Source organism: Saccharothrix sp. DSM 118769, from assembly GCF_052936295.1.
Genome location: NZ_CP193627.1, coordinates 4,959,302 through 4,983,947, shown reverse-complemented (window position 1 = coordinate 4,983,947; position 24,646 = coordinate 4,959,302). Strand labels below are relative to the sequence as shown.

Sequence of the window (24,646 nt, the reverse complement as noted above, 5' to 3'; positions counted from 1 at the left end):
ACCAGGACACGATGGGGTGGCCACGATCGGGGGTCAGCGCCAGAGCTGGTGGAAGTTGCCCTCCGGTCCGCACACGTGCGTCCGCACCCCGAACTCGGCGCTGTCGTCGAGGCAGCGGCCGGTGTGCTGGTTGCGCAGCGCGACGTCGTCCCCGGCCTTGAGGACGTGCCAGCTCTGGTACGCGGAGGTGTTGCACCCCACCAGGCGCAGGCCGTGCTCGCTGTCGTCCAGGCAGGTGAGCAGCGCGTGGTTCTTCAGCTCGACGGTGCCGTCGCGCCACGTGTGCACCCACCACGCGTGGATGCCGTTGCCGCACCAGTGCTCCGACGTGGGCCGGTCGTCGTGGATGCCGCTCCTGAGGCACTTCCCGGTCGACTGGTTGCGGAACTGCTGGACCGGGTCCTCGGCGGCCTCGGCACGGGCCGGGCCCGCCCCCGCGGCGGTGAGCGAGAAGGCGGCGAGGGCAGCGGCGAGGGCCGGGCGGAAGTGGTGGCGGTTCATCGGGTTCCTCTCACGGGGACCACCGCCGGCCGGGAGTGGCCGGGCGATGTGCCGGACGCGTCCGGCACATCCCTGTGTAGCGGCCCGGGAGTTGTCCTGCCCGCGCGGTCGTCCAGGACGGACAACCACCGGACAACCGGTGCCCGGACCGTCAGGGGGCCGACGCCCCGGCCCAGTCCAGGCACACCACCACGGCGTCGTCGAGCAGGTCGGTGCCCTCGTGGTAGTCCAGCAGCTCCGCGATGATGGCCCGCGCCGCCTCGGGCGCGGGCAGGTGGTGCGACCCCCGGATGATCCGGTCGAGGTTGGTGGAGCCGTAGTCGCTGCCGTGCGGCGAACGGGCGGCGTGCACGCCGTCGCTGACCACCACCAGCCGGTCGCCGCGCTCGACGCGCAGCCGCTGCACCTCGTAGTCGGTGCCGTCGAACATGCCCAGCGGCAGCTGGCGCTCGAACGGCACGAGGGTGACCTCGCCGTCGCGCAGCCGCAGCATCCGCGGCGACCCGGCGTCGATCACCGACACCTCGCCGGTGGTCAGCTCGAACTCCAGCAGCAGGGTGGACACGTGGCACGCGCCGCCGTGCTCGGCGTAGACCGCCTGGTCGGCCAGCGCCGCCTGACCGGGCAGGTCGAGCCCGGCGCGGCGGGCGTTGCGCAGCGCGCTGATCGCGAGGTTGGTCAGCAGCGCCGCCTGGATGCCCTCGCCCATGCCGTTGGACACCGTGACGGTGAGCCGGTCCGCGGTGGCGCTCCAGTCGAAGTTGTCGCCGTTGATCGTGTAGGCGGGTTCGAGCTGCCCGCCCAGGGAGTACTCGTCCCGCGCGCAGCCGCGCCCCGGCAGCAGCTGCCACTGCATCTCGGCGGCCAGGCTGAGCCGTTCCCGTCTTCGGGCCCGCAGGTACAGGTCGGTGTCGCGCTCGGCGACGACCAGCTCGTGCGCCAGCGCGGTGGCCAGCTCCGCCAGCGCGGGCAGCACGTCGGCCGCGGGCGCTTGGGGCAGCCTGGTGACCAGCACGCCCAGCCGGTCGCCGCGCACCGCCACCGGCAGGTGGGCCACCACGCCGTCCCGGTCGCGGTCGGGTTCGAGCAGCGGTCGCTGCGAGGTGAACGCCCGGCCGGCCGCGGTGGTGCGGATGGCCAGCGGCGCGGCCGTCTCGGGCAGCCGGGTCACCGGTTGCAGCACGCTGAGCTTGTAGTCGGCGAGCAGCAGCTCGGTGTCGACCGCGCCGAAGTCGCTGCGCAGGCGGCTGTGCAGCGTGTCGATCAGGGCGTGCGGCGGGCTCGCTCTCAGGGCCTGCTCGATGCCGACGACGGCGTTCTCCGCAGCGGTCACGGGAGCCTCCTTGCCGGGGTCCGGCTCGTGGGGTTGTTCCGGCGAGGGGTCGGGGTGACACAGTAGGCGGCATGGCGACCGACGACCAGCAGCGCCCGGAGGACCCGGTGGCGGCCGTCGAGCGGGCGGCGGACGTGCTCGCCGCGCTGTGGACGGCCTCGCAGCACGAGTTGGAGACGAGGGTGTCGGCCTCGCAGTTCCAGGCGCTCACCGTGATCGCGCGGCACGGCCGGGTGAACCTGAACGGCCTGGCCGAGGCGATGGGCGCGATCCCGTCGTCGGCGAGCAGGCTGTGCGACCGGCTCCAGGCGGCGGGGTTCGTCGCGCGTTGCGAGAGCGGCCACAGCAGGCGCGAGGTGGAGCTGACCCTGACCCGCAGCGGCCGGGCCCTCATGGCCGAGGTCTCCCGCCTGCGGCGGCGCGAGGTCGCCCGCATCCTGGCGGGCATGAGCCCGGCCGACCGGCTGCACCTGGTCATGGGGCTGACGGGCTTCGCCGAGGCCGCCGAACCGGCCGCCGTCGAGCCGAACGCCGCCGGCTCGCGGGGGCGCCCCGCCTGATCCAGTGTTTGGTGATCGCACCGCCACGAGCGCATACTAGAGCCGAACTATTGTCATAGTGCAAAAGTCCAGGTTCGGACGATGCGAAGGCGGCCGGTAGTGATCCTCGATGTGGACCCACCGGTCGTAGGCCAGGTGCGCTGCTCGTCCGACGGTGACGAGACCCTCGTCGAGCTGAGCGGCGAGATCGACATGGCCTGCGACGACCAGTTCACCCTGGCCCTCCGCGCGCTCGCCGACCGACCGCCCGCCGACGTGGTGGTCGACCTGGGCGGGGTGACCTTCTTCGGCGCCGCCGGCCTGCGCTTCGTGGCCGAGGTCCGCCAGGTCCTGGCCCGCACCGGCCGCGACCTGAGGATCGCCAACCCGTCCCGCGCGGCGACGAAGCTCCTCGACATCACGGGGCTCGCGGCTCGCCGGTAGAACGCGCCGACGGCCACCCCGCCACCGGTGGCGGGGTCAGGCCACGTCCAGGTAGTCGACCTCGACCGCCCCGTCCAGGTAGCGCAGCCGCACCTCGTTGACCCCGGCGGTCAGCACGACGTCCACCACCGCCTCCGCCCACGCGTCCGACTCGCGGTACCCCACGACCGACGCGGGCGCGCCGTTCACCGACAGCGCGTGCCGGGCGTCGCCGTGCGCGGCGGCGTAGCCGATGGACACCGCGTACTCCCCGTCGCCGGGCGCGAACACCCGCACCGCCACCTCGCTGCCGGCCCTCGCGATCCCGCTCACCACCGAGCCACCCGACGCCCCGGCGACCCCCGTGCGCACCACGGCCCGGTGGACCAGCCCCCGTTCCGCCTCGTACCGGGCCCGGCTGCCGCGCACCACGGGCCGGTCGTCGTCCCACCCCAGGTCCGCGACGTACACACCACGTCCGACCCCGGCCACGTGCCCGTGGAAGAAGACGTGCCCGTCGCCGACGTCCTGCCCGCCGGGCCCGACCACCGCGCCGTCGAACCCGGCCGTGCTCATCAACGGCCGCTCGGCCCGCGCGTACGGCCCGGTCAGCGAGTCGGAGACGGCGTACCCGGTCCGGTAGTCGGGGGTGTTGTAGGCCCCGACCGAGAAGAACAGCACGTACCGCGAAGGCCGCTTGACCAGCACCGGGGCCTCCACGATGCCCTGGTCCTGCGCCCCGAGGTCGTGCACCAGCGCGACCCGCCCGCCGACGAACGACACCCCGTCGTCCCCCGTCCGCTGCAACCAGATCGAAGACCTCTTCCCGATCGCGTTCCCGTCGTTCTTGTAGAGCAGGTACCGGGTCCCGTCGTCGTCCACGAAACTGGCCGGGTCGATGGCCCCGCCCTCGGCGGCGTCGCACACCAGCGGCTGTTCCGACACGGCGGTGAACGGCCCACCGGGCCCGTCCGCCAGTGCCGCCCCCAGGCACATCCGCCCGGCGGCGGCACCGGGGGCGGTGAAGTACAGGAGGAAACGGCCGTCCGCGCGCCGCGAGACGTCGGGGGCCCAGAACCCGCCGTCCCCGGCCCACGCGGGCTTGTCCGGCAGCACGTCACCCCGGACGCTCCAGGGCCCCCGGGGACTCGCCGAGGTCGCGTACGGCACCCGCCCGTGCCCGGAACTCGTCGAGTAGGCGTAGTAGGTGCCGTCGACCTGGACCACGTCCGGGTCGGGGAACTCGTCGGCGATCACCAACGGGGGCACCGCCGCCCCGGTACTCGCCATCGCCCCGGTGCCCGTGGTCGCTCCGGCCCCCGCCGTACCGCCCGCACCGAGCACGAGCACGAGCGCGACGAGCACCGCCCCCGCCGTCCGCAACAACACCTTCACGGTCCTCCCTCGCCCCGCTGCCGACTGCCCCTCATCCCTACCGGCGCGCCGCCGCCGCGCGGTCTCCGACACGGGGCGGTCGGCCCGCGTTCACCCGCGGGCGGGACCCCCGCGCGGTGCCGCGAGCGGAGCGTCATCGGGGCGTCACGGGCGGGGGAGGTGGGAACCGGGCGCGGTCACGGTGCGTCGATCGTGCGACGGCGCACGTGGGACGCGGAGAACATGGCTGAAGAGACGTTCGGGCCCTACCGGATCGGACCGCTGCTGGGACGCGGCGGGATGGGGGAGGTCCACCGGGCGCACGACACCTTGCACGACCGGGTCGTGGCCCTGAAGCGGTTGTCCCCGGCGTACCACGACGACGACGCGTTCCGGGCCCGGTTCCGGCGGGAGGCGCAGATCGTGGCCCGGCTGCGCGAGCCGCACGTCATCCCGATCCACGCCTACGGCGAGATCGACGGTCGGCTCTACCTGGACATGCGCCTGGTCGAGGGCTCCGACCTGACCGACCTGATCGCGGACGGCCCGCTGGAGGCCGAACGCGCCGTGAGGATCGTTGAACAACTGGCCAGCGCGCTGGACGCCGCCCACGCCGACGGGCTCGTGCACCGGGACGTGAAGCCGTCGAACGTGCTGGTGGCACCCGGTGACTTCGTCTACCTGGTCGACTTCGGCATCGCCCGCAGCGCGTCACCGAGCGCGACGCACCTCACCGCGTCGGGCCAGGTGGTCGGCACCCTCGACTACATGGCGCCGGAGCGGTTCGACGGCGGCGCGGTGGACGGGCGGGCGGACGTGTACGCCCTGGCCTGCCTGCTGTTCGCCTGCCTGACCGGCCGGCGGCCGTTCACCGTCGACGGCACCGCCGCCCAGATCTGGGCGCACGTGCAGGAACCGCCGCCCCGCGCGACGGAGCACAACCCGGCGCTCCCGGCCGCGCTGGACCACGTGATCGCCCGGGGCATGGCCAAGGACCCGGCCGCCCGCCACGAGACCGCCGGTGCCCTCGCCAAGGCCGCCCGCGCCGCGCTCACCGGCCCGAAACCCGCGCTCACCGGCCCGAAGACCGCGCTCACCGGCCCGAAGACCACGATCCCCGACCCGACCGCGCCGAAGCACCGGACCGGCCCGATCCCTTCGCCCGGCCCGATCCCTTCCGCCGGCCCGGCCCTCTCGGCCGGCCCGGCGCACTACGCGGGCCCGCGCACCCCGGCCCCGGGAACGCCCCGCCCGGTCACCGGTCCGAACCCGATCCAGCCCTCACCCGCCTCGCACCGCCCCGCGCTCCGGGGAATCCACCGCTGGGCCGCCCTCGCCGCCGCGGCGTCCGTGGTCGTGGTCGCCGTGGTCGCCTACGCGGCCCTCGACACCACGACCACGCTGAACGGCGACGCCACGGCCGCGAGCACCGGTGCCACCACGCCCGCCACCTCCACCACGTCCGCCGCCCCCACCTCCACCACCTCCGGCCGGGCCGGCACCTCCGCCACGACCACCCCCGCCACGACCACCCCCGCCCCCACCCCCGAGGACCGGGCGCTGCTGGCCGCCCTCCCCGAGGTCTACCGGGGCAACGCCTCCTGCGCCCCCGCGAAGCCGGAGGGCGAAGGGATCACCGCCAGGGTCGTCTGCACCGAACCCAACGACATCAGCCAGTACTTCGACCCGCCCGCCCGCGCCGAGTTCCTCCTGTTCGGCTCCCGCGCCGCGCAGGACGCGCACTTCCAGGCGGTCGTCACCGGTCGCGGCATCCCGCGCAACGACGCGCGCGGCGGCTGCCGGCCCACCGTCGACGCGATCCACTACTCCACCTACTACCGCAGCGAGGCGGGCCCGCTCGACGGCGAGTTCCTCACCTGCTACCTCGACGGCGGCACGGGGCACCTGTGGTGGGTGGACAGCGGGACCGTGGTGACCGGCACCCTCGCCACGGCGCCGAACGCCACGGAGGAGGTCCTGGAGAAGCTCGACTTCTGGTGGAACACCATGATCCTGAGCTACTGACCGACGACCGCCGGACGCCCTGGCTCGGCTCGGCCTCAGTGGTCGGACTGCTCCCGGCGCTCCGACCGCGCGCCGCCGGTCAGGTGGTGGAAGGTGTTCGTCCGGTGCAGCAGGCGGTCCAGCCCGGCCGGGCGGTTGTCCAGGACCAGGGTCACCCCGGCGGCCACCGCGCGGCGCTGCACGGCGAGCAGGGTCGCCAGGCCGTAGGAGTCGCAGAACCCGACGTCGGCGCAGTCCAGGTGCAGGTGGCGCACCTGCCACCCGGCGAACGCGGCGTCGACGGTGCTCAGCAGGCCGTCCCCGCTCTCGTAGGAGAGGTCACCGGACAGCACGACGCGCACGGTCTGCGCGTCGACGATCGCCGGGGTCGACGTCAAGGGGCGGGGTGAACTCATGTGGCGGGTCCATCGTCGAGGGTGGCGGTCAGCTCGACGCGGGCCCGGTCGAGCAGCCTGGTGGCACGGGGGAAGTCGCGCAGCTCGGCGGCCAGCAGCCGCAGCGCGGGCGGCAGGAAGCGCGGTGGCACGCCGCGGGCGCCGAGGATCTCGGCGGTCCACGTGAGGAAGTCCAGGAACAGCGAGTCGTCGTCGGTGTAGAGGGAGGTCGCGAAGAACTCGACGATGTGCGCGAGGTCCTCGGCGGTGTACTGCCGCTGGAGGTCGGTGTAGGAGCGCATCACCGGGAACCGCTCCTCCAACCCGGTGTAGACGGCCTTCACCAGCTGCGTGCCGGTGCGGGAGACCATCGTGAACTCCTGGTCGCCCAGGTGCGGCAGGTCGTCGATCGGCTGGTGGCCGTTGCGCGGGCGCGGCAGCGGGCCGGACGCCAGCAGGTCGGCGGCGGACCGGGCGTCCGGGGCCCACAGGTCCGCGCCGAGCAGGCGGGCGTAGCGGCCGTCCGGGCCGAACGCGCTGCCGCCCGCCAGCACCGGCACCCCGGCCGCCTGGCAGGCGGTGATCGTGGCGTGCGCGGTCGGCAGGCGCGTGGGGATGGAGCTGGACAGCGCGACCGCGTCCGGGCCGGTGCTGTGCAGGTGCGTGATCAGGTGCGGCGCGGGGACCTGCGCGCCGAGGAAGTCGACGCGGAACCCGCGCAGCTTCAGCACCTCGGCGAGCAGCCGGGCGGGCAGCGCGTGCCACTCGCCGTCCACGCACGCCACGGTGACCCGCTCCCGGGTCGGCGCGGGGCGCTCCACCACGGTCGACAGCACGCCGATGACGCGCTCGTTGATGGCGGTCGCCGCGTGCTCCTGGGCCACGGTCAGGTTGTTGGCCGCCCACTCCGCGCCGACCCGCCGCTGCACCGCGCCGATCACGTCCAGCAGCACGCCCTCCGCGTCCAGGCCGTCGTCGAGGCCCTTGAGCACCGCGTCGGCGGCGCCCAGCTCGTCACCGACGACGACGGCGTCCCACAGGCGTTCGGCGCACGCCGCGACGTCGCTCACGCGGTGTACCTGCCTCGGCCCTGACCACCCACCGCGGTCAGGTGCTGACCGCGCGGCGCGGTGACGGCGAGCACCGCCATGTCGTCGTGGCTGTTCGGGCCGACCCACTGGGACGCGAGCATCTGCACGTGCTCCACCACCGCCTCCGCGGGCATCCCGCCGCACGCGGCCAGCACGCGCCGCAAGCGGTCCTCGCCGAACATCTCGCCGCCCAGCGGCCCGCCGACCGCCTCGGTGATGCCGTCGGTGTAGAGCAGGCACGTCTCACCCGGGCCCAGCACGACCTCCGCGGTGGTGGCCTGCACGTCGGGCAGCGCCCCGATCAGGGTGCCCGCGGTGTCGACCTCCTCCACGTCGCCGTTGCGGCGCACGACCAGCGGCGGCAGGTGGCCGCCCGAGGTCAGGCGGAGCCGCACGTCGGACCCGGAGCGGGTCACCGAGGCGAGCACGAGGGTCACGAACCGCGTGTGGTGGGAGCTGAGCAGCGCGTTGTTGAGCAGCGAGAGCACCTGCTGGTGGTCGTCGGACATGGGCAGCAGCGCCTGGAGCGCGGTGCGGACCTTGCCGGTCAGCACGGCCGCCTCCAGCCCCTTGCCGCACACGTCGCCCAGCACGGCGAGGGACTCGCCCGCCGCACCACCCTGCTCCACCTGGTGCACGTCGTAGAAGTCGCCGCCGATCCGCTCGGTGGCCAGCGACGCCCGGTAGCGCCCGGCGAACTCCACGCCGGCCACGTGGTGCAGCGTCGGCGGCAGCAGGTCGCGCATCAGCGTCTCGGTGATCGACGCCTGCTGCGCGAACATGCGCGCCGCCGACATCGCGTTGCCCGCGCGGGCGGCGAACAGCCGCGCGAACACCTCCTCGTCGTCGGTGAACACGCGCTGCTCGGTGCGCCGCAGCAGCACCAGCGCGCCGGCCGGGATGCCGTGGCCGGGCAGCGGGGTCACCACGATCGAACCGACCGCGCCGAAACCCGGGGGCACCAGCCACGACGGCGCGGACGCCGGGTCGATCCACCGCGACGGCACCGGCGGGAAGCCCTGGAGGGCCTCGCCGAGGCCGGGCACCTCGTCCGCGTCGAACTCCAGCTTGGCGTGCACCGGCGAACCGCCGCGCACGCAGTGCGTCACGGGGTGGTCGAAGCGACCCCCGGGCGCGATGACCAGCGCCGCGTCCGCCAGGTGGTCCGCGGCCAGCCGCGCCGTGACCTGCATGCACCGCTCGGGGTTGAGGGACGTCAGCAGGGCCGTCGACACCTCGCTGAGCAGCGCCGTGCGCTCCCGCTCGACGCCGAGGGCGGCGTGCGCCACCCGGACGTCGGTGTCGTCGACGAGCCACCACGTCACCGCGCCGGCGTCGTGCTCGACCGGGTGCGCCTCGAAGCTGCGCGCGCCCACCCGGCCGGCGGCCAGGCCCGGTCGCACGTGCGCGTCGGCCAGCCACGGCGCGCAGCCGGAGGCCAGCGGCGCGCCGACGGCAGCTCCGGGGAACAGGTCTCGGGCGGCGCGGTTCAGCGCGCGCACCGTGCCGTCGCCGTCCGCGAGGAGGGCCGGGTAGGGCGCGCTCTGCCAGCCGGCGTCGGTCAGGACACCGGACGACGACACCAGAGGGTCTGTTTTCACCACGCGCAGGACACCCGTGTCGGAGTCCCTCACCTCGCTAAGCTCGAAGACTGATCCACACCACTCTACCGGTGGGGCGTCCCGCGCGGAGCCGCGACCGTGCGGACCTGCGGGTTCAGCGTCCCGCCCGTACCCGGTGGGCACCGGTCTCAGGGGGTCCGCCCGTCGTGCGCCAGACCGGTCAGCGACAGCACCTGCCCCGCCGGCGACCCGGCCGCCGCGACGAGCCGGACGCCCAGCGCCGCCGTGACCTCGTACAGCAGGCGCACCCCCGCGCCGGCCAGCAGCGTCACCCCGGTGAGGTCCACGACGAGCGGCAGCGCGCCGCCCCGCCCCGCCTCGTGCACGGCCGCGCGCAGCAGGTCCGAGGTGTGCGCGTCGACCGGCCCGGTCACGCTCAGCACGGGGTGCGCGGACCGCTCCAGGACGGTGCCGAACCCGGTCCGGGCGCGCGCCGCGTGCGGTCCGGCGCGGTCGACGTGCGCGGGCCGGGTGATCGGCAGGAGCAGGCGCACGGTGGTGCCCCCGTCCGAGGACGACACGTCGACGGTGTCCGCGAAGTGCCGCATCAACGCCAGCCCGCGCCCCCGCCCGCCGGGGGACTCGGGCGCCGCCCGCCAGCGCCCCCGGTCGTGCACCACGACCTCGGCCGCGCCCAGGTCGGTGAGCCGGGCCGTCACCCGCACCTCGCCGCCGTCGCGGTCGTAGCCGTGCTCCACCGAGTTGGTGACGGCCTCGCCCACCGAGTGCTGGATCGCGTAGGCGGTGTCCTCGTCCACGTCCGGCACCGCGAGCCAGTCGGCCAGGCGCCTGCGCAGGACCGCGAGGTTCGCCGGGTCGGCGTCCAGCGTCACCGCGAGCGGGGCGTGCGCCTCGGGCAGCCGTTCGGCCACCAGCACGGTCACGTCGTCGCCGTGGCCCGGCCACCCCATGCGCCGCACGGCGGCGGCGCACAGCCGGTCCGCCGGGTGGCGCGGCGGACCGCCGGTCTCGGCGAGCGCGGCCGAGGCGACGCCGGCCAGCGCGGCCAGACCGGCGTCCAGCGGGCGGCCCTCGCGCTCCACGAGCCCGTCGGAGTACAGCACCAGGACGTCGTCGGCGCGCAACCGGTCGTGCCACGCCCCGGCGTCCGGCGCGCCCACGCCCAGCGGTCCGCCGGGCCGGTCCCGCGCCAGGAACCGGGTGCCGCCGTCGGCGGACACGACCAGCGCGGGCGGGTGGGCCCGGTTCACGCCCCGCACCTCGCCGGTGGCGGTGTCCAGCTCCACCAGGCACACCGCGGCGGCGCGGGCGGCCGGGGAGCGGGAGGCGAACGCGTCGAGCTGCGCCGCCACCTCCTCGACCGGCGCGCTCGCCCACAGGGCGCGCAGCGCGACCGCGCGCAGCCCGGACATCGCCGCCGACGCGACCGGTCCGCAGCCCACGACCTCCCCGACCAGCAGCGCGACCCGCCCGTCGCCGAGCGGGACCGCGTCGAACCAGTCGCCGCCCGCGGCCCGCTCGTCCTCCGCCACGACGTACCGGGCGGCGAGCCGGAGCCCGGGCAGGACCGGCAGCGCGTCGGGCAGCAGGGCGCGCCGCGCGGCCTGCGCCACCTCCCGCGCGGTCCGCTCGCGGGCCAGCACCTGCGCGGTCACGTCGACCACGTGCGCGATCACGCCGCCCACCGCGCCGTCGCCGTCGCCGTCCGGCCAGGGTCGGCACGTGACGGTGGAGAAGCCCCCGGCGGGCGCGCGCCGCTCCTCGTCGACGACGACCCGGCCCTGCGCGTAGCACCGCCGGGCGAGGTCGAGGACCCGGCCGGCGACCTCCGGCAGGGCCTCGCGCGCGGCGCGGTTGGCCGCCACCACGGCCAGGTCCGGCCCGGCGAACCCCCACACCGCGGCGGGCAGGTCCTCGAAGCAGGCGACGACGGCGACCGGGTCGCCCGGGGCGGGCGGCGGCAGGGGGTCCATGATCGGACGACCCTATGCCTTCGGCCCCCGCGCGTGCGCGACGGCCTCGGCTGCGCGTTCCCGAAGCGGGGGGCGGTCGGCGGGTTTGGGAACCCGGTGGGGCGGGAACACGCCGCCTCCCACCACGGCGACGGAAGGGTGCGGAGCGTGTCGCGGCACGACGACCTGCTCGGGATCGACGGCCTGCTCGCGGGCCGGTACCGCCTCGACGGCCTGCTCGGCAGCGGCGGCACGGCCGTCGTGCACCGGGCGTGGGACACCCGCCTGGACCGGTTCGTCGCGGTCAAGCTGTTCACCCTCGACGACGACCCCACCGCGCGCCGCCGCTTCCAGCGCGAGGTGAGCACCCTGGCGGACCTGCACCACCCCGCCCTGGTGTCCGTGCAGGACGCGGGCACCGCCGGCCACCGGCCGTTCGTGGTGCTGCGGCTGGTCGACGGCCCCACGCTGCGCGACCGCCTCGCCGACGGGCCGATGCCGCCGGAGGCCGTGCGCGCGCTCGGCTCCCGCCTGGCCGACGCGCTCGCGCACGTCCACGAACGGGGTGTCGTGCACCGCGACGTGAAGCCGTCCAACGTGCTGCTCGACGCCGGCGGCAACGCCCACCTCGCCGACTTCGGCCTGGCCCGGGGACCGGGCGCGACGCGCCTCACCCGCCGGGACCACGTGGTCGGCTCGGCCGCCTACCTCGCGCCCGAGCAGGTCCGCGGCGGCGAGGTGGGACCGCCCGCCGACGTCTACTCGCTGGGCCTGGTGCTGCTGGAGTGCCTGACCGGCCGCCGCGAGTACGAAGGCGGTGCCGTGGACGCCGCCTTCGCGCGCCTGGACCGCCCGCCCGCCGTGCCGCCGGGCCTGCCCGCCGACCTGACCCGCCTGCTGCTGCTGATGACGGCCCTGTCGGTGCGGCGCAGACCCGGCGCCGCCGAGTGCGCCCGGGCCCTCGGCGGCTGACCGCCTTCCACGACCCGCCGGCGGGAGCCGGTTGCCGGCCGCTCCGGCGACCGGGATGCTCGACCGGTGGAGGAGTTCGCGACGTTGGGCGTGCCCGCGCACCGCGGCGGGGTGCTGGTGCGGTGGCCGGGCGCGAGCGTCGGCCTGGTCAGCGCGGTCTCCCGGACGTCCGGCCTGGTGCTGGAGCTCCTCGCCCGGCAGCCGCTGGACCGGCGCACCGCCCTCGAACGGCAGCGCGACATCCGCGAGCGGCGCGGCGGACCGGCCACCCGCGTGCCGCCCGGGGACGACGACGCCCTGCGCGTCGGGTGGCGCGACGGCGACGGCCGCGCGCACCGGGTGCGCGAGTCGGTGTGGACGACCGACAGCGGTGACGACCACGACGGCGAGTTCGGCCCGTCCCGGCGCGCCGCCTACTGGCTCCCGCCGGTCCACGACCGGCTCGACCTGGTGCTCGGGTGGCCCTCGCTCGGCCTCCCGGACACCGCGGTCGCGTTCCCGCTGCCGGGTCGGGAGGAGGTGGCGCGCGGCACCGCGTCCATCTGGGACGCGCCGGTGCTCGCGACGCCGACGACCGGGGAGTTCGAGGAGCGGTTCTCGCGCGCCTCGCCGCGCGTCGCGGTCGAGGAGGGCGCGATCGCCGTCGCCCAGCGCGTCCTGCACCGCGGCGAGCACGCCGTGCTGGTGCTGGGCCGGCTGGCCACCGTCGGTCCCGACCTGCTGTCCCTCGGCCTGGTGTGCGTGGCGCGGGGCGAGGTGGCGCGCGAGCTCTCGGCGGCCACCTCCCCGCCGGGTGCGGACCCGGACCACGAGCCGCGCGTCGCGGTGCTGCACGACGGCGTGGCGCACCGGGCGCACGCGTCGCACGGCTCGTGGTCCGGCGGCGGGGACGCCCTGGACGGCACCCGGGAGTTCGTGCTGGAGCGGCACGGGGACGTCGCCGACCTGCTCGTCTCCTGGCCGCCGGCCGGTCTCGCCCCGGCCCGGGTGCGCGTCCCGCTCGACCCGGCCTGAGCCGGAGGTCCTAACGGGACGGCGCGGCGGCGGTGCGGAACGCCGCGCGGTAGCCGCCCGGGTTCGTGCCGACGACGCGCTTGAACCGGTCGCGGAACGCGGTGGGCGAGCCGAACCCGACCTGCGCGGCGATGCGCTCGACCGGGTGGTCGGTGGCTTCGAGCAGGTACTGGGCCCGGCGGACGCGGGCGCGCAGCAGCCACTGGAGGGGAGTGGTGCCGGTCTGCTCCCGGAAGCGGCGGTTCAGCGTCCGGGTGCTCGTGCCCGCCCGCGCGGCGATGTCCTCCAGGGTCAGCTCCTCCGCCGCGTTGTCCTCCAGCCACGCCAGCAGCGGCTCCATCGTCGTGCCGCGGGGCACCGGCGGCGGGTCGTGCACGATGAACTGGGCCTGGCCGCCCTCGCGCTCCAGCGGTACGACCGACAGCCGCGCCGCGTCGGCGGCCACCGCCGAGCCGTGGTCGCGGCGGATCAGGTGCAGGCACAGGTCCAGGCCCGCCGCCGCGCCCGCCGAGGTCAGGAGCTGCCCGTTGTCGACGTAGAGCACGTCCGGGTCGACCTCGACCGCCGGGTGGCGGGCGGCCAGCCCGGGCGCGGCCACCCAGTGGGTCGTCGCCCGCAGGCCGTCCAGCAGGCCGGTCGCGGCGAGCACGAACGCGCCCGTGCAGATCGACGCGATGCGGGTGCCCCGGGCGGCGGCGGCGCGCAGGGCGTCGAGCACCTCGTCCGGCACGGGCTCGTCGGGCGCGGTGGTGCCGGGCAGCACGATCGTGTCGGCGGCGGCCAGCGCCTCCAGCCCCCAGTGCGCCCGCAGGGTGAACGCGCCCGCGTCCACGGTCGGCGTGGCGGCGCACACCCTGACCCGGTACGGGGCGCGCCCGTCGGGCAGCCGGGTGCGGGCGAACACCTCGATCGGCGTGGCCAGGTCGAACGGGACGACCCGGTCGAGCGCCAGGACGGCGATCGTGTGCATGGCGACCACGGTAACGGGTTCTGGCCAGACCGCTGACCTGCGCCTCGGTCGGACCGGGCAGGTCACGGCGGATGGCGGGAACCAGGTGGAAGATGGCATTCCGGCCGGTGCCGCCGGGCGCGCGGCCCGGTTAGCGTCCTGATCATGACGAAGGTGTTGCTGTCGCTGCACGTGCTGGCCGCGATCGTCGCGATCGGGCCGGTCACCGTCGCGGCGAGCATGTTCCCCGCCGCCACGCGCCGGGCGCTGGCCACGGGGGAGGAGCGCGACGTCGTGGTCCTGCGCACGCTCAACCGCATCTGCCGGGTCTACGCGGCGCTGGGCGTGGCGGTGCCGCTGTTCGGCCTGTTCACCGCGAGCAGCCTCGGCGTGCTCGGCGACGCGTGGCTGATCACGTCGATCGCCCTGACCGCGGTGGCGGCCGGCGTGCTCGTGCTGGCGGTGCTGCCGCGCCAGCAGGCGGTCCTGGAGGGGGTCGGCCACGACCCGGTGACGGTGGGGGCGTCGTGGCCCGGGCGGCTGGCGATGCAGACCGGGGTGTTCAACCTGCTGTGGGCGGCCGTCACCGTGCTGATGATCGTCCGACCCGGTTCCACCACGGGGGCGTGACGCCCGTCGGGCGGGGGTTTGGCCATGCGGCCGGGTGGAACCTCGGGCATGGTCCTGGTCACTCCTGATCCGGGCACGGTGTGGCGTTTTGCCCACTAATGTCCGTTTCTGCGAAGCTGCCACCTCCACCGACGAGCGGAAGGCGGGAAAACGGGTGCTGGAGATCGACGCGCTCACGTGGGGCGTGACCATCGGGTTGATCCTGCTGCTGCTCGCGGTCGACCTGGTGCTCGCCGCGGTCCGGCCGCACCGGGTCGGGTTCGGCGAGGCGACCGCCTGGTCGGTGTTCTACATCCTGGTCGCCGTGGGTTTCGGCGTGTGGCTGACGATGGCCCACGGCGGTGGGTTCGGCACCGAGTACTTCGCGGGCTACATCGTCGAGAAGTCGCTGTCGGTCGACAACCTGTTCGTGTTCGTGATCATCATGACCACGTTCGCGGTGCCCGAGGAGCACCAGCACAAGGTGCTGACGTTCGGCATCGTGCTGGCGCTGGTGATGCGCGCCATCTTCATCGCGCTCGGCGCGACGCTGCTCTCGCTGTTCTCGTTCATGTTCCTGCTGTTCGGCCTGCTGCTGATCTTCACCGCGGTGCAGCTGTTCCGGCACCGCGACGAGGACCCGGACGTGGAGAACAACGCGGTCGTGCGCACCGCGCGGCGCGTGCTGCCGCTGTCCACCGAGTACGACGGCGGCAAGCTGTTCACCCGGGAGGGCGGCAAGCGGGTCGGCACGCCGCTGTTCATCGTGCTGGTCGCCATCGGCGGCATCGACCTGCTGTTCGCCCTGGACTCCATCCCGGCCGTGTTCGGCGTGACGGAGGAGCCGTACATCGTCTTCGTCGCCAACGCCTTCGCGCTGCTCGGCCTGCGGGCACTGTTCTTCCTGGTCAAGGGCCTCCTGGACCGGCTCGTCTACCTGTCGACCGGGCTGGCGGTCATCCTCGCGTTCATCGGCGTGAAGCTGATCCTGCACTGGCTGCACGTGGACGTGTCGGCGAGCGTGCCGGAGATCGCGACGCCGGTCAGCCTGGGCGTGATCATCGGCGTCCTGGCGATCGTCACGGTCGCGAGCCTGCTCAAGACCCGCAAGGACCCGTCGGCCAAGGCGCACCCCGGGTCGCTGCGGGCGAGCAGGTCCCGATCGGGGGAGGACGAGCGCTGACCGGGACCACTGGTACCGTCCACTCGATAACTTCAGTGTAGACAAAAAGAAGTTCTGCATCGCGCCGAGCTTGGTGCCGAACGTCCTGACCAGCGAAAACCCGCTGAGGACGCGCGGCGCCAGGCTCGGCGCGGTGATGATCGAGTTCGACGTCGAGTTGCCCGGTGGTCCCGTGCTGCACGCCTGCGACACGGGCGGGGACGGGCTCCCGGTGGTGTGGCACCACGGGACGCCGAACCTCGGCGCGCCGCCCGCGCCGCTGTTCGCGGACGCCGCCCGGCTGGGTCTGCGGTGGCTGTCCTTCGACCGGTCCGGGTACGGCGGGTCGTCGGGGCGGCCGGGGCGGGACGTGGCGTCGGCGGCGGTGTGCGCGGCGGCCGTGGCGGACGCGGCGGGGGTCGGCCGGTTCGCGGTGGTGGGGCACTCCGGTGGTGGGCCGCACGCGCTGGCGTGCGGTGCGCTCCTGGGCGGGCGGGTGGTGGCCGTCGTGTCGGTGGCGGGGTTGGCCCCGTACGGCGCGGAGGGGCTGGACTGGTTCGCGGGGATGGCGGAGTCGGGTGGGGCGTCGTTGCGCGCGGCGGTGGCGGGGCGTGCGGTGAAGCCGGCGTTCGAGGCGTCGGGGGAGGAGCGGGAGCCGGGGTTCACGTCGGCGGACTGGGCCGCGCTGGAGGGGGAGTGGTCGTGGTTCGGGTCGGTGGTGGGTCCGGCGCTGGGTGCGCCGGGCGCGGTGGACGACGACCTGGCGTACGTGGCGCCGTGGGGGTTCGACCCGGCCGACGTGGTGGCACCGGTGCTGCTGGTGCACGGCGGGGAGGACCGCGTGGTGCCGGCGGCGCACTCGCGGTGGTTGGCGGGGCGGTGCGCGGGGGCGGAGCTGCGGGTGTCGGCGGGGGACGGTCACCTGTCGGTGCTGTCGTCGGCCGTGTCGTGCCTGGAGTGGGTGCGTGCGCGGTGGGAGGGGTCGTCGGGCGGTGAGGTCCGTCGTTCGGCGGGGTGACCGGGCCGCCGGTCAGGGCTGACCGGTGGTGAGTTCGTGGGCGAGGGTGACGGCGGCGCGGGCGGGGTCGTGGGCGAAGCGGCTGGGGAAGGCGTCGTGGACGCGCCAGCCCGCGCCGCGCAGGGCGCGCCAGCGGGTGAGGTGGGCGGCGGGGCCGTCGGGGTGGGGGCGGGTGTCGAGGGCGACGGCGTGGGCGCGTTCGCCGACGACGAGGTCGACGTGCAGGTGGCCGACGGGGTAGCCGGTGCGGGTGGTGAGGCCGAGGGCGGTGAGCTCGTCGGCGAGGCGGGCGGTCCACTCGTCGGCGGGTGCGGTGCCGGGGGTGCCGGTGGGCGGGGTGTCGGCGTGGGCGAGGTAGTCGGCGACGAGGCCGACGGGCGCGGTGGCCGAGGTGATGGCGTGGACGCGGTGGCGGGCGCGGGTGGTGAGGACGGCGAGCAGGTTGCGGTCGCCGGCGAAGCGCCAGGCGTGGGGGCGGTCGTCGTCGGTGAGGGCGAAGCTGATGACGACCTCGTCGAACTCGGAGCCCTGCACGCCGTGGACGGTGCCGACGCGGACGCCGCCGGTGGTGATCTCGTCGAGGGTGAGGCGGTCGAGGAGGGCTTGTTCGAGGGCGTCGGCCTGGGCGCGGAACGGGGTGACGACGCCGATGGAGCGGGTGCCGGCGGCGGTGCGGCGGCGGACGTGGGCGAGGGCGGCGTCGACCTCGACGTGGTTGACGCCCTTGTCGTCGCGGGTGCCGGGGACGTGTTCGGTGTCGATGCGGTCGACGTCGGCGAGGGCGGGGTGGGTGGTGAGCAGGGCGATGCGGCCGTCGTAGAAGCGGGTGGCGGCGAAGCCGATGAGGTGGGGCGCGCAGCGGTGGTGCTCGGTGAGGTGGTGGACGTCGGCGACGGCGGTCGCGGCGTCGAAGAGGCTGACCTTGGGCACGTCGAGGCGGTCGGCGAGGGCGGTGGTGCCCTCGGCGGCGAGGGCGTCGCGGACGGCCTGGTCGCCGACGAAGGAGACGTGGCGCAGTTGGCGTGGGTCGCCGCCGATGACGGCGCGTCGGCCGCGCAGCAGGGCGGGTGCGGCGAGGGGTTGGTCGACGTGGCCGGCCTCGTCGAGGACGACGAGGTCGAACATGCCGGGTGCGGCGGGGAGGATGTTTTCGACGTCGGCGAGGGTGCCGACCCACACGGGCAGGGCTCGCACGAGGTCGTGGGGCGGGATGGTGGCGAGGGCGCGGCGGCGGGCGGCGGGGCCGGAGCGCAGGGCGGTGGCGAGCGCGGCGACGGCGCGTCGTGGTCCGGTGCCGCGGTGGCCGGTGGCGAGGGCGCGCAGCCAGGCGGCGGTGGCGGCGTGGGCGCGGGTGTCCTCTTCGGCGAGCAGGTCGCGCAGGGCGTGCAGGTCGGTGCCGCCGCGTGCGGCGACGCGGACGTGGGCGGCGGACTGCTCGGCGGCGGTGAGGGCCGCGGCGAGGTCGGCGGTGGTGGTGCCGTCCGGTGCGCCGGTGCGGCGGCGTGCGGTGCGCAGCGCGAGGGCGGTGCGGGTGCGGGCGAGGGGGCCGGTGCGGGGGCGGAGCAGGGTGCGGAGGCGGTCGAGGTCGGTGTCGGCGTCGAAGGCGCGGGGTGCGACGAGCCGGTGCGCGGGCATGAGGGCTTCGCGGTGCACGGCGGCGTGGAGGAGTTCTTCGTCGCGCAGGGCGGCGGCGATGGCGCGTTCGGCGGTGGTGACGGCGGCGTCGGCGGCGCGGCGGGCGTGGTCGAGGGTGGCGAGTTCGTTCGTGGTCGTGGTGGCGGTGGGTCCGTCGGCGAGTTCGCGTGCGGTGTCCTGGCGGAGTTCGGAGTCGCCGAAGAGGACGGGGGCGGGGCCGCCGGCGCGGTGCAGTGCGGTGGCGAGGGCGTCGGCGGCGCTGCGGGTGCGGCTGGCGAGCAGGACGGAGCGGCCGGCGGCGACGGCGTCGAGGGCGATGGCGGCGAGGGTGTGGGTCTTGCCGCTGCCGGGTGGTCCGCCGAGGACGGTGACGGGTGCGCGGCGGGCGGCGAGGACGGCGGCGCGCTGGTCGGGGCTGAGCGGCAGGGGGCCGGTGACCGGTTCGCCGGTGACCGGTTCGCCGGTGGCCGGGGCGGGGTCGTGGTGCTGGGCGTAGAGGGCGGCGAGGGCGGTGTGCTCGACGCCGGGGGTGCGGGCCCAGGTGTGGAGGTCGTTGCCGCGTCCGGTGGTGACGACGGGTTCGCCGGCGTGCAGGCCGGTCCCGGCGACGACGACGAGTTGGTCGCCGCCGACGTAGCGGCGCGGGTCGTGCGCGGCGTCGAGGACGGGGACGGGGTCGAGGCCGGCGGCGGCGAGCACGGCGGTGATCCAGGAGTGGTCGGTGGTGAGGCCGGTTTCGAGGTCGGCGGCCCGGGTCCAGTCGGTGACGAGGGGGAAGAGGGCGGTGTCGCCGGCGGCGTGCAGGGTGTGGCGGCGTCCGGCGACGTGGCGCAGTCGCACGGGGCGTGACGCGAGGGGCAGGCAGAGGCGTCGTCGTTGCCCGTTGACGCGGGTGGGGCCGCACAGGAAGGCCCAGCCGAGGCGGAGCAGGCGGTCCTCGTGGTGCAGGGCGTCGAACTGGGCGAGGCGCAGCGCGGCCTGGTGCTGGGAGGGGGAGGCGATCCAGGGTGGTCCGGCGGGTGTGCCGGGGCGGGCGGTCAGGGCGGTCCACCCGGCGGTCCCGTCGCCGATCCAGGCGAGGCCGGCGGTCTTGGTGAGGTCGAGCTGGACCCGTTGCGGCTGTTCGGAGGCGCTGAGTCGGGCCAGCGTGCGCAGCACGGCCGGGACGGTCACGGCGGTGATCCTGCCACGTGGGGGGCTCGGCGGGTCGGGTCAGGCGGTCTCGTGGGCCGGGGCGGGTGTCGCGCCGGTCCGGCGGGGCCACGGCGGTCTCGTGGGCTGGGGGTGCCGGGCGACCGCTGGGTGTCCGGAGTGGATGGTCGGGGGCGGTGTCGGGCCGGTCCGCTCCGCTCGGACGTGTGAACCGCCGAGTTATCCCGGCGGGCCGTAGAGCCCCGGCCGGCCGCGTCCCCCGAAGTAGGCCGCGAGGGGGAGGTCGACGGCGGCGAGCGCGATCGGCGCCCCGTCGCGCTCCCACGCCCGCCGGATCGCCGGCGCGTGGCCCGGGTGCGCGCCCAGCGCCACGACCACGCCGGCCACCTGCTCGGCCCCCACCGCCTCGCCGTTGCCCGCCAGGCACTCCCGCACGGCCACCGCGTCCGCCCGCGCCATCCGCAGCCCCAGTCGCGCCCGCCGCGCCGGGTCCGCGCCCACCGCCGCCGCGAACCGCTCGCAGCGCACCTCGTCGCGTGCCGCGTCGCCGAACTCCGCCACCAGCGCCAGCGCCAGCACCTCGTAGACCGCGCGCACGCGCTCCGCCCGGATCGACGCCGGCGGTACCCGGAACCCGCGCACCACGCGCTCGGCCGCCGCCGTCACGTCGCGCCCGCGCACCACCCCGTCCGCGTTGGAGTCGAACAGCCGCAGCCGCCGCGCGACCCTGCCGACGAGGCGGTCGTCGTCCATGGAGAACCCCGATGTCGTTTCACGGCGCCACGAACCCCGAATTTTATCCGGCCCGCCGAACCGCTCCACTCCCTGAAAGGATGAACCGCGCCGGGGCGCCGCCCGGTTGTCCAGCACGTCGATCACCAGCGCCTCGGCCGCCGACACCGGTGACCCCCTGCTCCTGCTGCGCCACCTGCGCCTGACCCCGGCCGCCGACGTTGAGCTGGGCGAGCACCTGCGCGGCCTCGTCGACGAGGCCGAGGACGCGGGCGGGCACGAGTTCCGGCACGGCGTCCTGGTGGCCCTGTACCGCGAGCCCTGACCGGGGCACACTGGACGGCACGGCGCTTCCCCCGCCGGCACCACGCGAACGGGGGGAGCGCATGTCCAGGTACCGGGCGGCACTGGCCGCCGCCGCGCGCGGCTGGCCCGTCCTGCCGCTGCGCCCGCACGACAAGGCGCCCGCCCTGCGCGGCTGGGACCGCGAGGCCACCCTCGACCGCGACCTCATCCGCCGCTGGTGGTCCCGGCACCCCTACAACGTCGGCATCTCGTGCGGCGCGGCCGGGTTGCTCGTGGTCGACCTCGACGTGCCCCACGGTCGCGAGGCGTTCGCCCGGCGCGCCTGGCAGCACGGCGAGGACGACCCGCGCGACACCTACTCGGTGAGCACCGCCTCCGGGGGAGAGCACCGCTACTTCCTCGCCCCCGATGTGCCGCTGGGCAACACCGCCGGCAGGCTCGCCCCGCACGTCGACACCCGCGGCGTCGGCGGGTACGTGGTGGCCGCCGGGTCCCTGCTCGGCACGCGCCGGTACCGGGTGCTGCGCGACCTGCCCGTCGCGCCCGCCCCCGACTGGCTCGTCGCCGTGCTCACCCCGCCGCCGCCCGAGCACCTCGACATCCCCGTGCAGCGCCACCGCTCCGGGCGGCGCGTGGCCGCCTACCGGGACGCCGTCGTGGACGGCGAGGTGCGGCGCGTCGAGGAGGCCCGCCCCGGCGTGCGCGCGCACGTGGTGTTCACCGCCGCGTGCCGCCTGGGCGAACTCGTCGGGGCGGGCTGGCTGGACGAGGCCACCGCCCGCTCACTGCTGCTCGCCGCCGCCGCACCCCACGACGGGGTCGAGGGGTGGACCGGCCGCGAAGCCGCCCGCCACGTCGCCAACGGCCTCGCCCTGGGCCGCCGCCGGCCCCGCGTCCTGCGCTGACCCCGCGTCCTGCACCGACCCGCCCGGGACGTCCCGGGCCGACAGCAACCGCACCAGCACCAGCAGCCCCGCCACCCGGATCAGGTCGTCGAGCCCCAGCACCGCGTCCTCGGCCACCGGGTCCTCGACCACCGCCCGCCGCCGCGCCGCCCGCCGCTCCGACCACCACAGCACCACCGCCACCACCGCCCCCAGCGGGGCGAGCACGACCAGCGTCGCGACCGGGTCGCCACCGCCCGCAGGCGGGTCGACCCGGTCGGGGTCGACCGAGGACAGCACCGATCCAGCATGCCGCAGCACGCCGCCCGAGTCAGCCGTCCGGTCGAAGGGTGCCGCCACCCCCGTGTCTCAACCGGCACCGGGACCGGGCCGCACCGGGACCGGACTTCGGCACCGCACCGGTCAGCGGGCCACCTCCCGTCCCACCGGCGCGCCGTCGGCGGGGGAGCGCGGCGCGGGCACACCTCCCTCCGGCGGCTCCGGCAGGTCAGCGCCCCGCAGGTCAGCGCCCCGCAGGTCAGCGCCCCGCAGGTCAGCGCCTGCCGGTTCGGTGCCCGGCAGCTCCGCACCCGGCGGACTCGCGCCTGCCGGCCCGGTGCCCGGCCCGGCGCGCCGGGTCGTGGCCACCACGGCGACCGCGCCGAGCGTGATCACCGCGCCCACCAGCGGCAGGACGCGCGCGTCCACCGCGCCGCCGAGCACGCCCGACCCCGCGATGCCCGCGTAGATGGCCGAGGCGTTCAGCGCGAGCAGCAGGTTCGCCCGGTCCGGGTCCAGCGCCACCAGCGCCGCGAACAGCGGCGGGTTGAACGCCCAGAACAACGCGCCCCAGGCGAACAGCAGCACCGCCGGTCCCGGTCCGGGACCCGTCACCACCGCCGGCAGCAGCGCCAGCACCACCGCGCTGCCGCCCAGCGCCACCAGCAGCGGGACCCGCGGCCCGCACCGGTCGGCCGCCACGCCGCCGAGCGCGTTGCCGAGCACCCCGCCGATCCCGTAGGCCAGCAGGTTCCCTCCCGACGGCGAACCGCCCAGCACCGGACCCAGGTAGCCGTAGACGCTGAACGTGCCCAGGCACGCCAGCAGCGACACCGCCAGCAGCCGCTGCACCGGCCGATCGGCCAGCGGGGCCAACCGCTGCCGCACGTCGACCACCGGACCGGGCGGGACGGCCGGCACCGCCGCGCGCACCACCAGCGCCGCCACCAGGCACAGCAGCGCGGTCAGCACGAACGCCGCCCGGTAGCCGAACTGGTCGGCCACGAACCGGCCGGCCGGCACGCCCAGCAGCGTGGCCGCGGTGAGCCCGCCCGTGACCACGGCCATCGCCGCCGCCGGTCGGCCGGGGTTGAGCCGGGCCGCCACCGCGGTCGCCGCCGGGGTCGCCAGCGCCGCGCCGCACGCGGTGACCACCCGGGCCACCAGCAGCAGGTCCAACGTCGGCGCGACCGCCGCGCCCAGGTTGCCCACCGCCGCCACCAGCAGCGCGACCACCAGCACCGCCCGCCGGCCGAAGCGCGTCGTCGCGATCGCCAGCAGCGGCGAGCCGACCGCGTAGGCCAGGGCGAACGCGGTGATCGCCGTGCCCGCCGCGGCGGCGGACACCCCGTGGTCGGCGGCCAGTTCGGTCAGCACCGCGGCGACCACGTACCCGCTGGACCCCGCCGCGACCGTCGTGGCGGCCAGCGCGGCGGTCCGGGCGTGCATCACGACACCAGTCGGGGCGGCGCCGGGGTGAGGTGGGCGGACAGGTCGGGTGGCCGGCGGCCGGTGAAGGCCGCCAGGTAGACGGACTCGCGCACCAGCGCCACCGGTCTGCCCGCGCTGAGCAGCGTGGCCTGGCACCACAGGACGGGCACGTCCCCGGGCAGGTCGGGCAGCGGGTCGGCGAAGTCGGGGTCCTCGGGCGCGCGGGCCGTGGTCGCGTAGTGGGTGGCCCGGCGCGCCTCGGTCAGCAGCACGCCGAGCGGGGTGTAGCCGCGGGCGAGGTCCTCGCGGCGCGGTTCGTCGAGGTCGAGGGCCTGCTGGTGCACGAGCGCGGTGATGGCGGCCAGCCGGGGGGAGCTGTCGCCGAGGTTGGGGACCAGGTACCCCTCGCGTCGGGTCACCCGCGTGCCCGGCGGTAAGCCGAGCAGGTGGGCCTGGCGCGGCGTCAGGACGTGCGGGGCGTCGGGTCGTCGGGGGTCGCGGCGCAGGCGGTAGCCCACCCACAGGGACAGCACGCGGGTGAAGGGGACGGGTACGTCGCGCAGGAAGCGGGCCATGGTCTCGGCCCTGCTCCCCGCTTCGTCCGCGTGCGCGGAGGGAGCGGTGTGGATCATCGGGGTGCACCTCCCGGTGAGTGCCGCACGTCGTTGTGCGGGCATCGGTGCGGTTCACCCACCATGAGGCCGCACGGATGCGGAAACATCCGTAGGGTGACGTAGAGAAATCTGCATATGGTCCACAGTGGACCTCATGCCGATGGTCCGTTCGGTCCAACGCCGCCGCCCCGACCCGTCGGGGCCCGACCCGGTTGTTCCTGGTATTCCTGCCGGCACTTCTGCCTGGCGCCGCCACCGCGTCGTCGCTTGACTGGCCCCGCGGGGCCCCGGCGAGCCGAACGCCGACCCCCTCAGACCTGTGCCGTAGGCCACCCCCAGGGCAGACGGCACACCCGGACGCCGCCGGGGGCACCCACCCCCGGCGGCGTCCCCACCGCACGACCCACCCGCCACGAGCGCACGACTCACCCGTCCCCAACGCATGACTCGCGCGTCACGAGCGCATGACTCGCCGGCGAGCGGTGGGTCGACCCGGGCGAGTCATGCGTCGGCGACCCGAGAGTCCAACGCTCAGGACCCGAGAGTCCGACGCTCGCGACGCGTGAGTCCTGCGTTCAGGACCCCCGAGTTCTGCGTTCGGGAGCCCGGAGGCGGGCGAGGGGCGCGCTACGTGCTCCCGTACCCGCCCCGCAGGTCTGCGGACAAGCGGTACCGGTACGGGACGGCCCCGATT

At 75.9% G+C, this 24,646-nt stretch carries 22 protein-coding genes; 10 read left to right on the top strand and 12 right to left on the bottom strand.

The window, feature by feature from the left end:
* Nucleotides 1–33: 33 nt before the first annotated feature.
* Nucleotides 34–501 carry a ricin-type beta-trefoil lectin domain protein gene (locus tag ACRAKJ_RS21640; protein WP_438924010.1) on the bottom strand — a complete coding sequence of 156 codons (468 nt, stop codon included), beginning with the start codon at nt 499–501 and terminating at the stop codon, nt 34–36.
* 151 nt (nt 502–652) lie between these two features.
* On the bottom strand, nt 653–1,834 hold the full coding sequence (locus tag ACRAKJ_RS21635) for a SpoIIE family protein phosphatase (RefSeq protein ID WP_438924011.1): 1,182 nt from the start codon (nt 1,832–1,834) through the stop codon (nt 653–655).
* Between the two features lie 71 nt (nt 1,835–1,905).
* Between ACRAKJ_RS21635 and ACRAKJ_RS21630 the strand changes: the two genes are divergently transcribed.
* Together ACRAKJ_RS21630 and ACRAKJ_RS21625 are read left to right on the top strand one after the other, a co-directional pair.
* Nucleotides 1,906–2,394 (top strand): MarR family transcriptional regulator, encoded by a 489-nt coding sequence (locus ACRAKJ_RS21630; protein WP_438924012.1) that lies wholly within the window; start codon nt 1,906–1,908, stop codon nt 2,392–2,394.
* Nucleotides 2,395–2,493: 99 nt separating this feature from the next.
* Nucleotides 2,494–2,817, top strand: a complete 324-nt coding sequence (locus ACRAKJ_RS21625) for an anti-sigma factor antagonist (RefSeq protein ID WP_438924013.1) — start codon at nt 2,494–2,496, stop codon at nt 2,815–2,817.
* 36 nt (nt 2,818–2,853) lie between these two features.
* On the opposite strand, the gene ACRAKJ_RS21620 is transcribed toward ACRAKJ_RS21625, so the two are convergent.
* Entirely contained in the window at nt 2,854–4,191 is a 1,338-nt protein-coding gene (locus tag ACRAKJ_RS21620) for a family 43 glycosylhydrolase (protein WP_438924014.1), read from the bottom strand.
* Nucleotides 4,192–4,413: 222 nt separating this feature from the next.
* On the opposite strand from ACRAKJ_RS21620, the gene ACRAKJ_RS21615 reads away from it, so the two are divergent.
* Nucleotides 4,414–6,195 carry a serine/threonine-protein kinase gene (locus ACRAKJ_RS21615; RefSeq protein WP_447008637.1) on the top strand — a complete coding sequence of 594 codons (1,782 nt, stop codon included), beginning with the start codon at nt 4,414–4,416 and terminating at the stop codon, nt 6,193–6,195.
* 35 nt (nt 6,196–6,230) lie between these two features.
* On the opposite strand, the gene ACRAKJ_RS21610 is transcribed toward ACRAKJ_RS21615, so the two are convergent.
* The 4 genes from ACRAKJ_RS21610 to ACRAKJ_RS21595 all read right to left on the bottom strand — a co-directional run bounded on the left by ACRAKJ_RS21610 (nt 6,231) and on the right by ACRAKJ_RS21595 (nt 11,216).
* Nucleotides 6,231–6,590 (bottom strand): STAS domain-containing protein, encoded by a 360-nt coding sequence (locus tag ACRAKJ_RS21610; RefSeq protein WP_438924016.1) that lies wholly within the window; start codon nt 6,588–6,590, stop codon nt 6,231–6,233.
* Nucleotides 6,587–7,639: a cobalamin-dependent protein gene (locus tag ACRAKJ_RS21605; RefSeq protein ID WP_438924017.1), complete on the bottom strand. Its 1,053-nt coding sequence runs from the start codon at nt 7,637–7,639 to the stop codon at nt 6,587–6,589. The genes ACRAKJ_RS21610 and ACRAKJ_RS21605 overlap by 4 nt, the downstream gene beginning before the upstream one ends.
* Nucleotides 7,636–9,261 carry a SpoIIE family protein phosphatase gene (locus tag ACRAKJ_RS21600; protein WP_438924018.1) on the bottom strand — a complete coding sequence of 542 codons (1,626 nt, stop codon included), beginning with the start codon at nt 9,259–9,261 and terminating at the stop codon, nt 7,636–7,638. Before ACRAKJ_RS21600 ends, ACRAKJ_RS21605 begins: the two co-directional genes overlap by 4 nt.
* Before the next feature lie 149 nt (nt 9,262–9,410).
* A complete protein-coding gene (locus tag ACRAKJ_RS21595; protein ID WP_438924019.1) occupies nt 9,411–11,216 on the bottom strand; it encodes a SpoIIE family protein phosphatase in 1,806 nt (601 codons plus the stop codon).
* Nucleotides 11,217–11,363: 147 nt separating this feature from the next.
* Here ACRAKJ_RS21595 and ACRAKJ_RS21590 point away from each other — a divergent pair, with 147 nt between their 5' ends.
* Both ACRAKJ_RS21590 and ACRAKJ_RS21585 read left to right on the top strand, forming a co-directional pair.
* Complete coding sequence (locus ACRAKJ_RS21590; protein WP_438924020.1) at nt 11,364–12,167, top strand: protein kinase domain-containing protein; 804 nt, start codon at nt 11,364–11,366, stop codon at nt 12,165–12,167.
* Between the two features lie 66 nt (nt 12,168–12,233).
* Entirely contained in the window at nt 12,234–13,181 is a 948-nt protein-coding gene (locus ACRAKJ_RS21585) for a hypothetical protein (RefSeq protein ID WP_438924021.1), read from the top strand.
* 10 nt (nt 13,182–13,191) lie between these two features.
* On the opposite strand, the gene ACRAKJ_RS21580 is transcribed toward ACRAKJ_RS21585, so the two are convergent.
* Nucleotides 13,192–14,151, bottom strand: a complete 960-nt coding sequence (locus ACRAKJ_RS21580; RefSeq protein WP_438924022.1) for a helix-turn-helix domain-containing protein — start codon at nt 14,149–14,151, stop codon at nt 13,192–13,194.
* 144 nt (nt 14,152–14,295) lie between these two features.
* Here ACRAKJ_RS21580 and ACRAKJ_RS21575 point away from each other — a divergent pair, with 144 nt between their 5' ends.
* From ACRAKJ_RS21575 to ACRAKJ_RS21565, 3 genes are all read left to right on the top strand, one after another.
* Nucleotides 14,296–14,760: a hypothetical protein gene (locus ACRAKJ_RS21575; protein ID WP_438924023.1), complete on the top strand. Its 465-nt coding sequence runs from the start codon at nt 14,296–14,298 to the stop codon at nt 14,758–14,760.
* A gap of 154 nt (nt 14,761–14,914) precedes the next feature.
* On the top strand, nt 14,915–15,922 hold the full coding sequence (locus ACRAKJ_RS21570; RefSeq protein ID WP_438924024.1) for a TerC/Alx family metal homeostasis membrane protein: 1,008 nt from the start codon (nt 14,915–14,917) through the stop codon (nt 15,920–15,922).
* Nucleotides 15,923–15,995: 73 nt separating this feature from the next.
* A complete protein-coding gene (locus tag ACRAKJ_RS21565; RefSeq protein ID WP_438924031.1) occupies nt 15,996–16,919 on the top strand; it encodes an alpha/beta fold hydrolase in 924 nt (307 codons plus the stop codon).
* 12 nt (nt 16,920–16,931) lie between these two features.
* Here the strand turns inward: ACRAKJ_RS21565 and ACRAKJ_RS21560 are convergent, their stop codons facing one another.
* Nucleotides 16,932–19,727 (bottom strand): AAA domain-containing protein, encoded by a 2,796-nt coding sequence (locus tag ACRAKJ_RS21560; RefSeq protein WP_438924025.1) that lies wholly within the window; start codon nt 19,725–19,727, stop codon nt 16,932–16,934.
* 198 nt (nt 19,728–19,925) lie between these two features.
* Nucleotides 19,926–20,459 (bottom strand): hypothetical protein, encoded by a 534-nt coding sequence (locus ACRAKJ_RS21555; protein ID WP_438924026.1) that lies wholly within the window; start codon nt 20,457–20,459, stop codon nt 19,926–19,928.
* A 106-nt stretch (nt 20,460–20,565) separates the two neighbouring features.
* Between ACRAKJ_RS21555 and ACRAKJ_RS21550 the strand changes: the two genes are divergently transcribed.
* Both ACRAKJ_RS21550 and ACRAKJ_RS21545 read left to right on the top strand, forming a co-directional pair.
* Nucleotides 20,566–20,763: a hypothetical protein gene (locus tag ACRAKJ_RS21550; RefSeq protein ID WP_438924027.1), complete on the top strand. Its 198-nt coding sequence runs from the start codon at nt 20,566–20,568 to the stop codon at nt 20,761–20,763.
* A 61-nt stretch (nt 20,764–20,824) separates the two neighbouring features.
* Complete coding sequence (locus tag ACRAKJ_RS21545) at nt 20,825–21,649, top strand: bifunctional DNA primase/polymerase (protein WP_438924028.1); 825 nt, start codon at nt 20,825–20,827, stop codon at nt 21,647–21,649.
* Nucleotides 21,650–22,051: 402 nt separating this feature from the next.
* Here ACRAKJ_RS21545 and ACRAKJ_RS21540 read toward each other — a convergent pair whose 3' ends face one another.
* Complete coding sequence (locus ACRAKJ_RS21540; RefSeq protein WP_438924029.1) at nt 22,052–23,356, bottom strand: MFS transporter; 1,305 nt, start codon at nt 23,354–23,356, stop codon at nt 22,052–22,054.
* The gene (locus ACRAKJ_RS21535; protein WP_438924030.1) at nt 23,356–23,970 is read right to left on the bottom strand and encodes a hypothetical protein; all 615 of its coding nucleotides are present in this window, start codon (nt 23,968–23,970) and stop codon (nt 23,356–23,358) included. Before ACRAKJ_RS21535 ends, ACRAKJ_RS21540 begins: the two co-directional genes overlap by 1 nt.
* Nucleotides 23,971–24,646 lie beyond the last annotated feature (676 nt).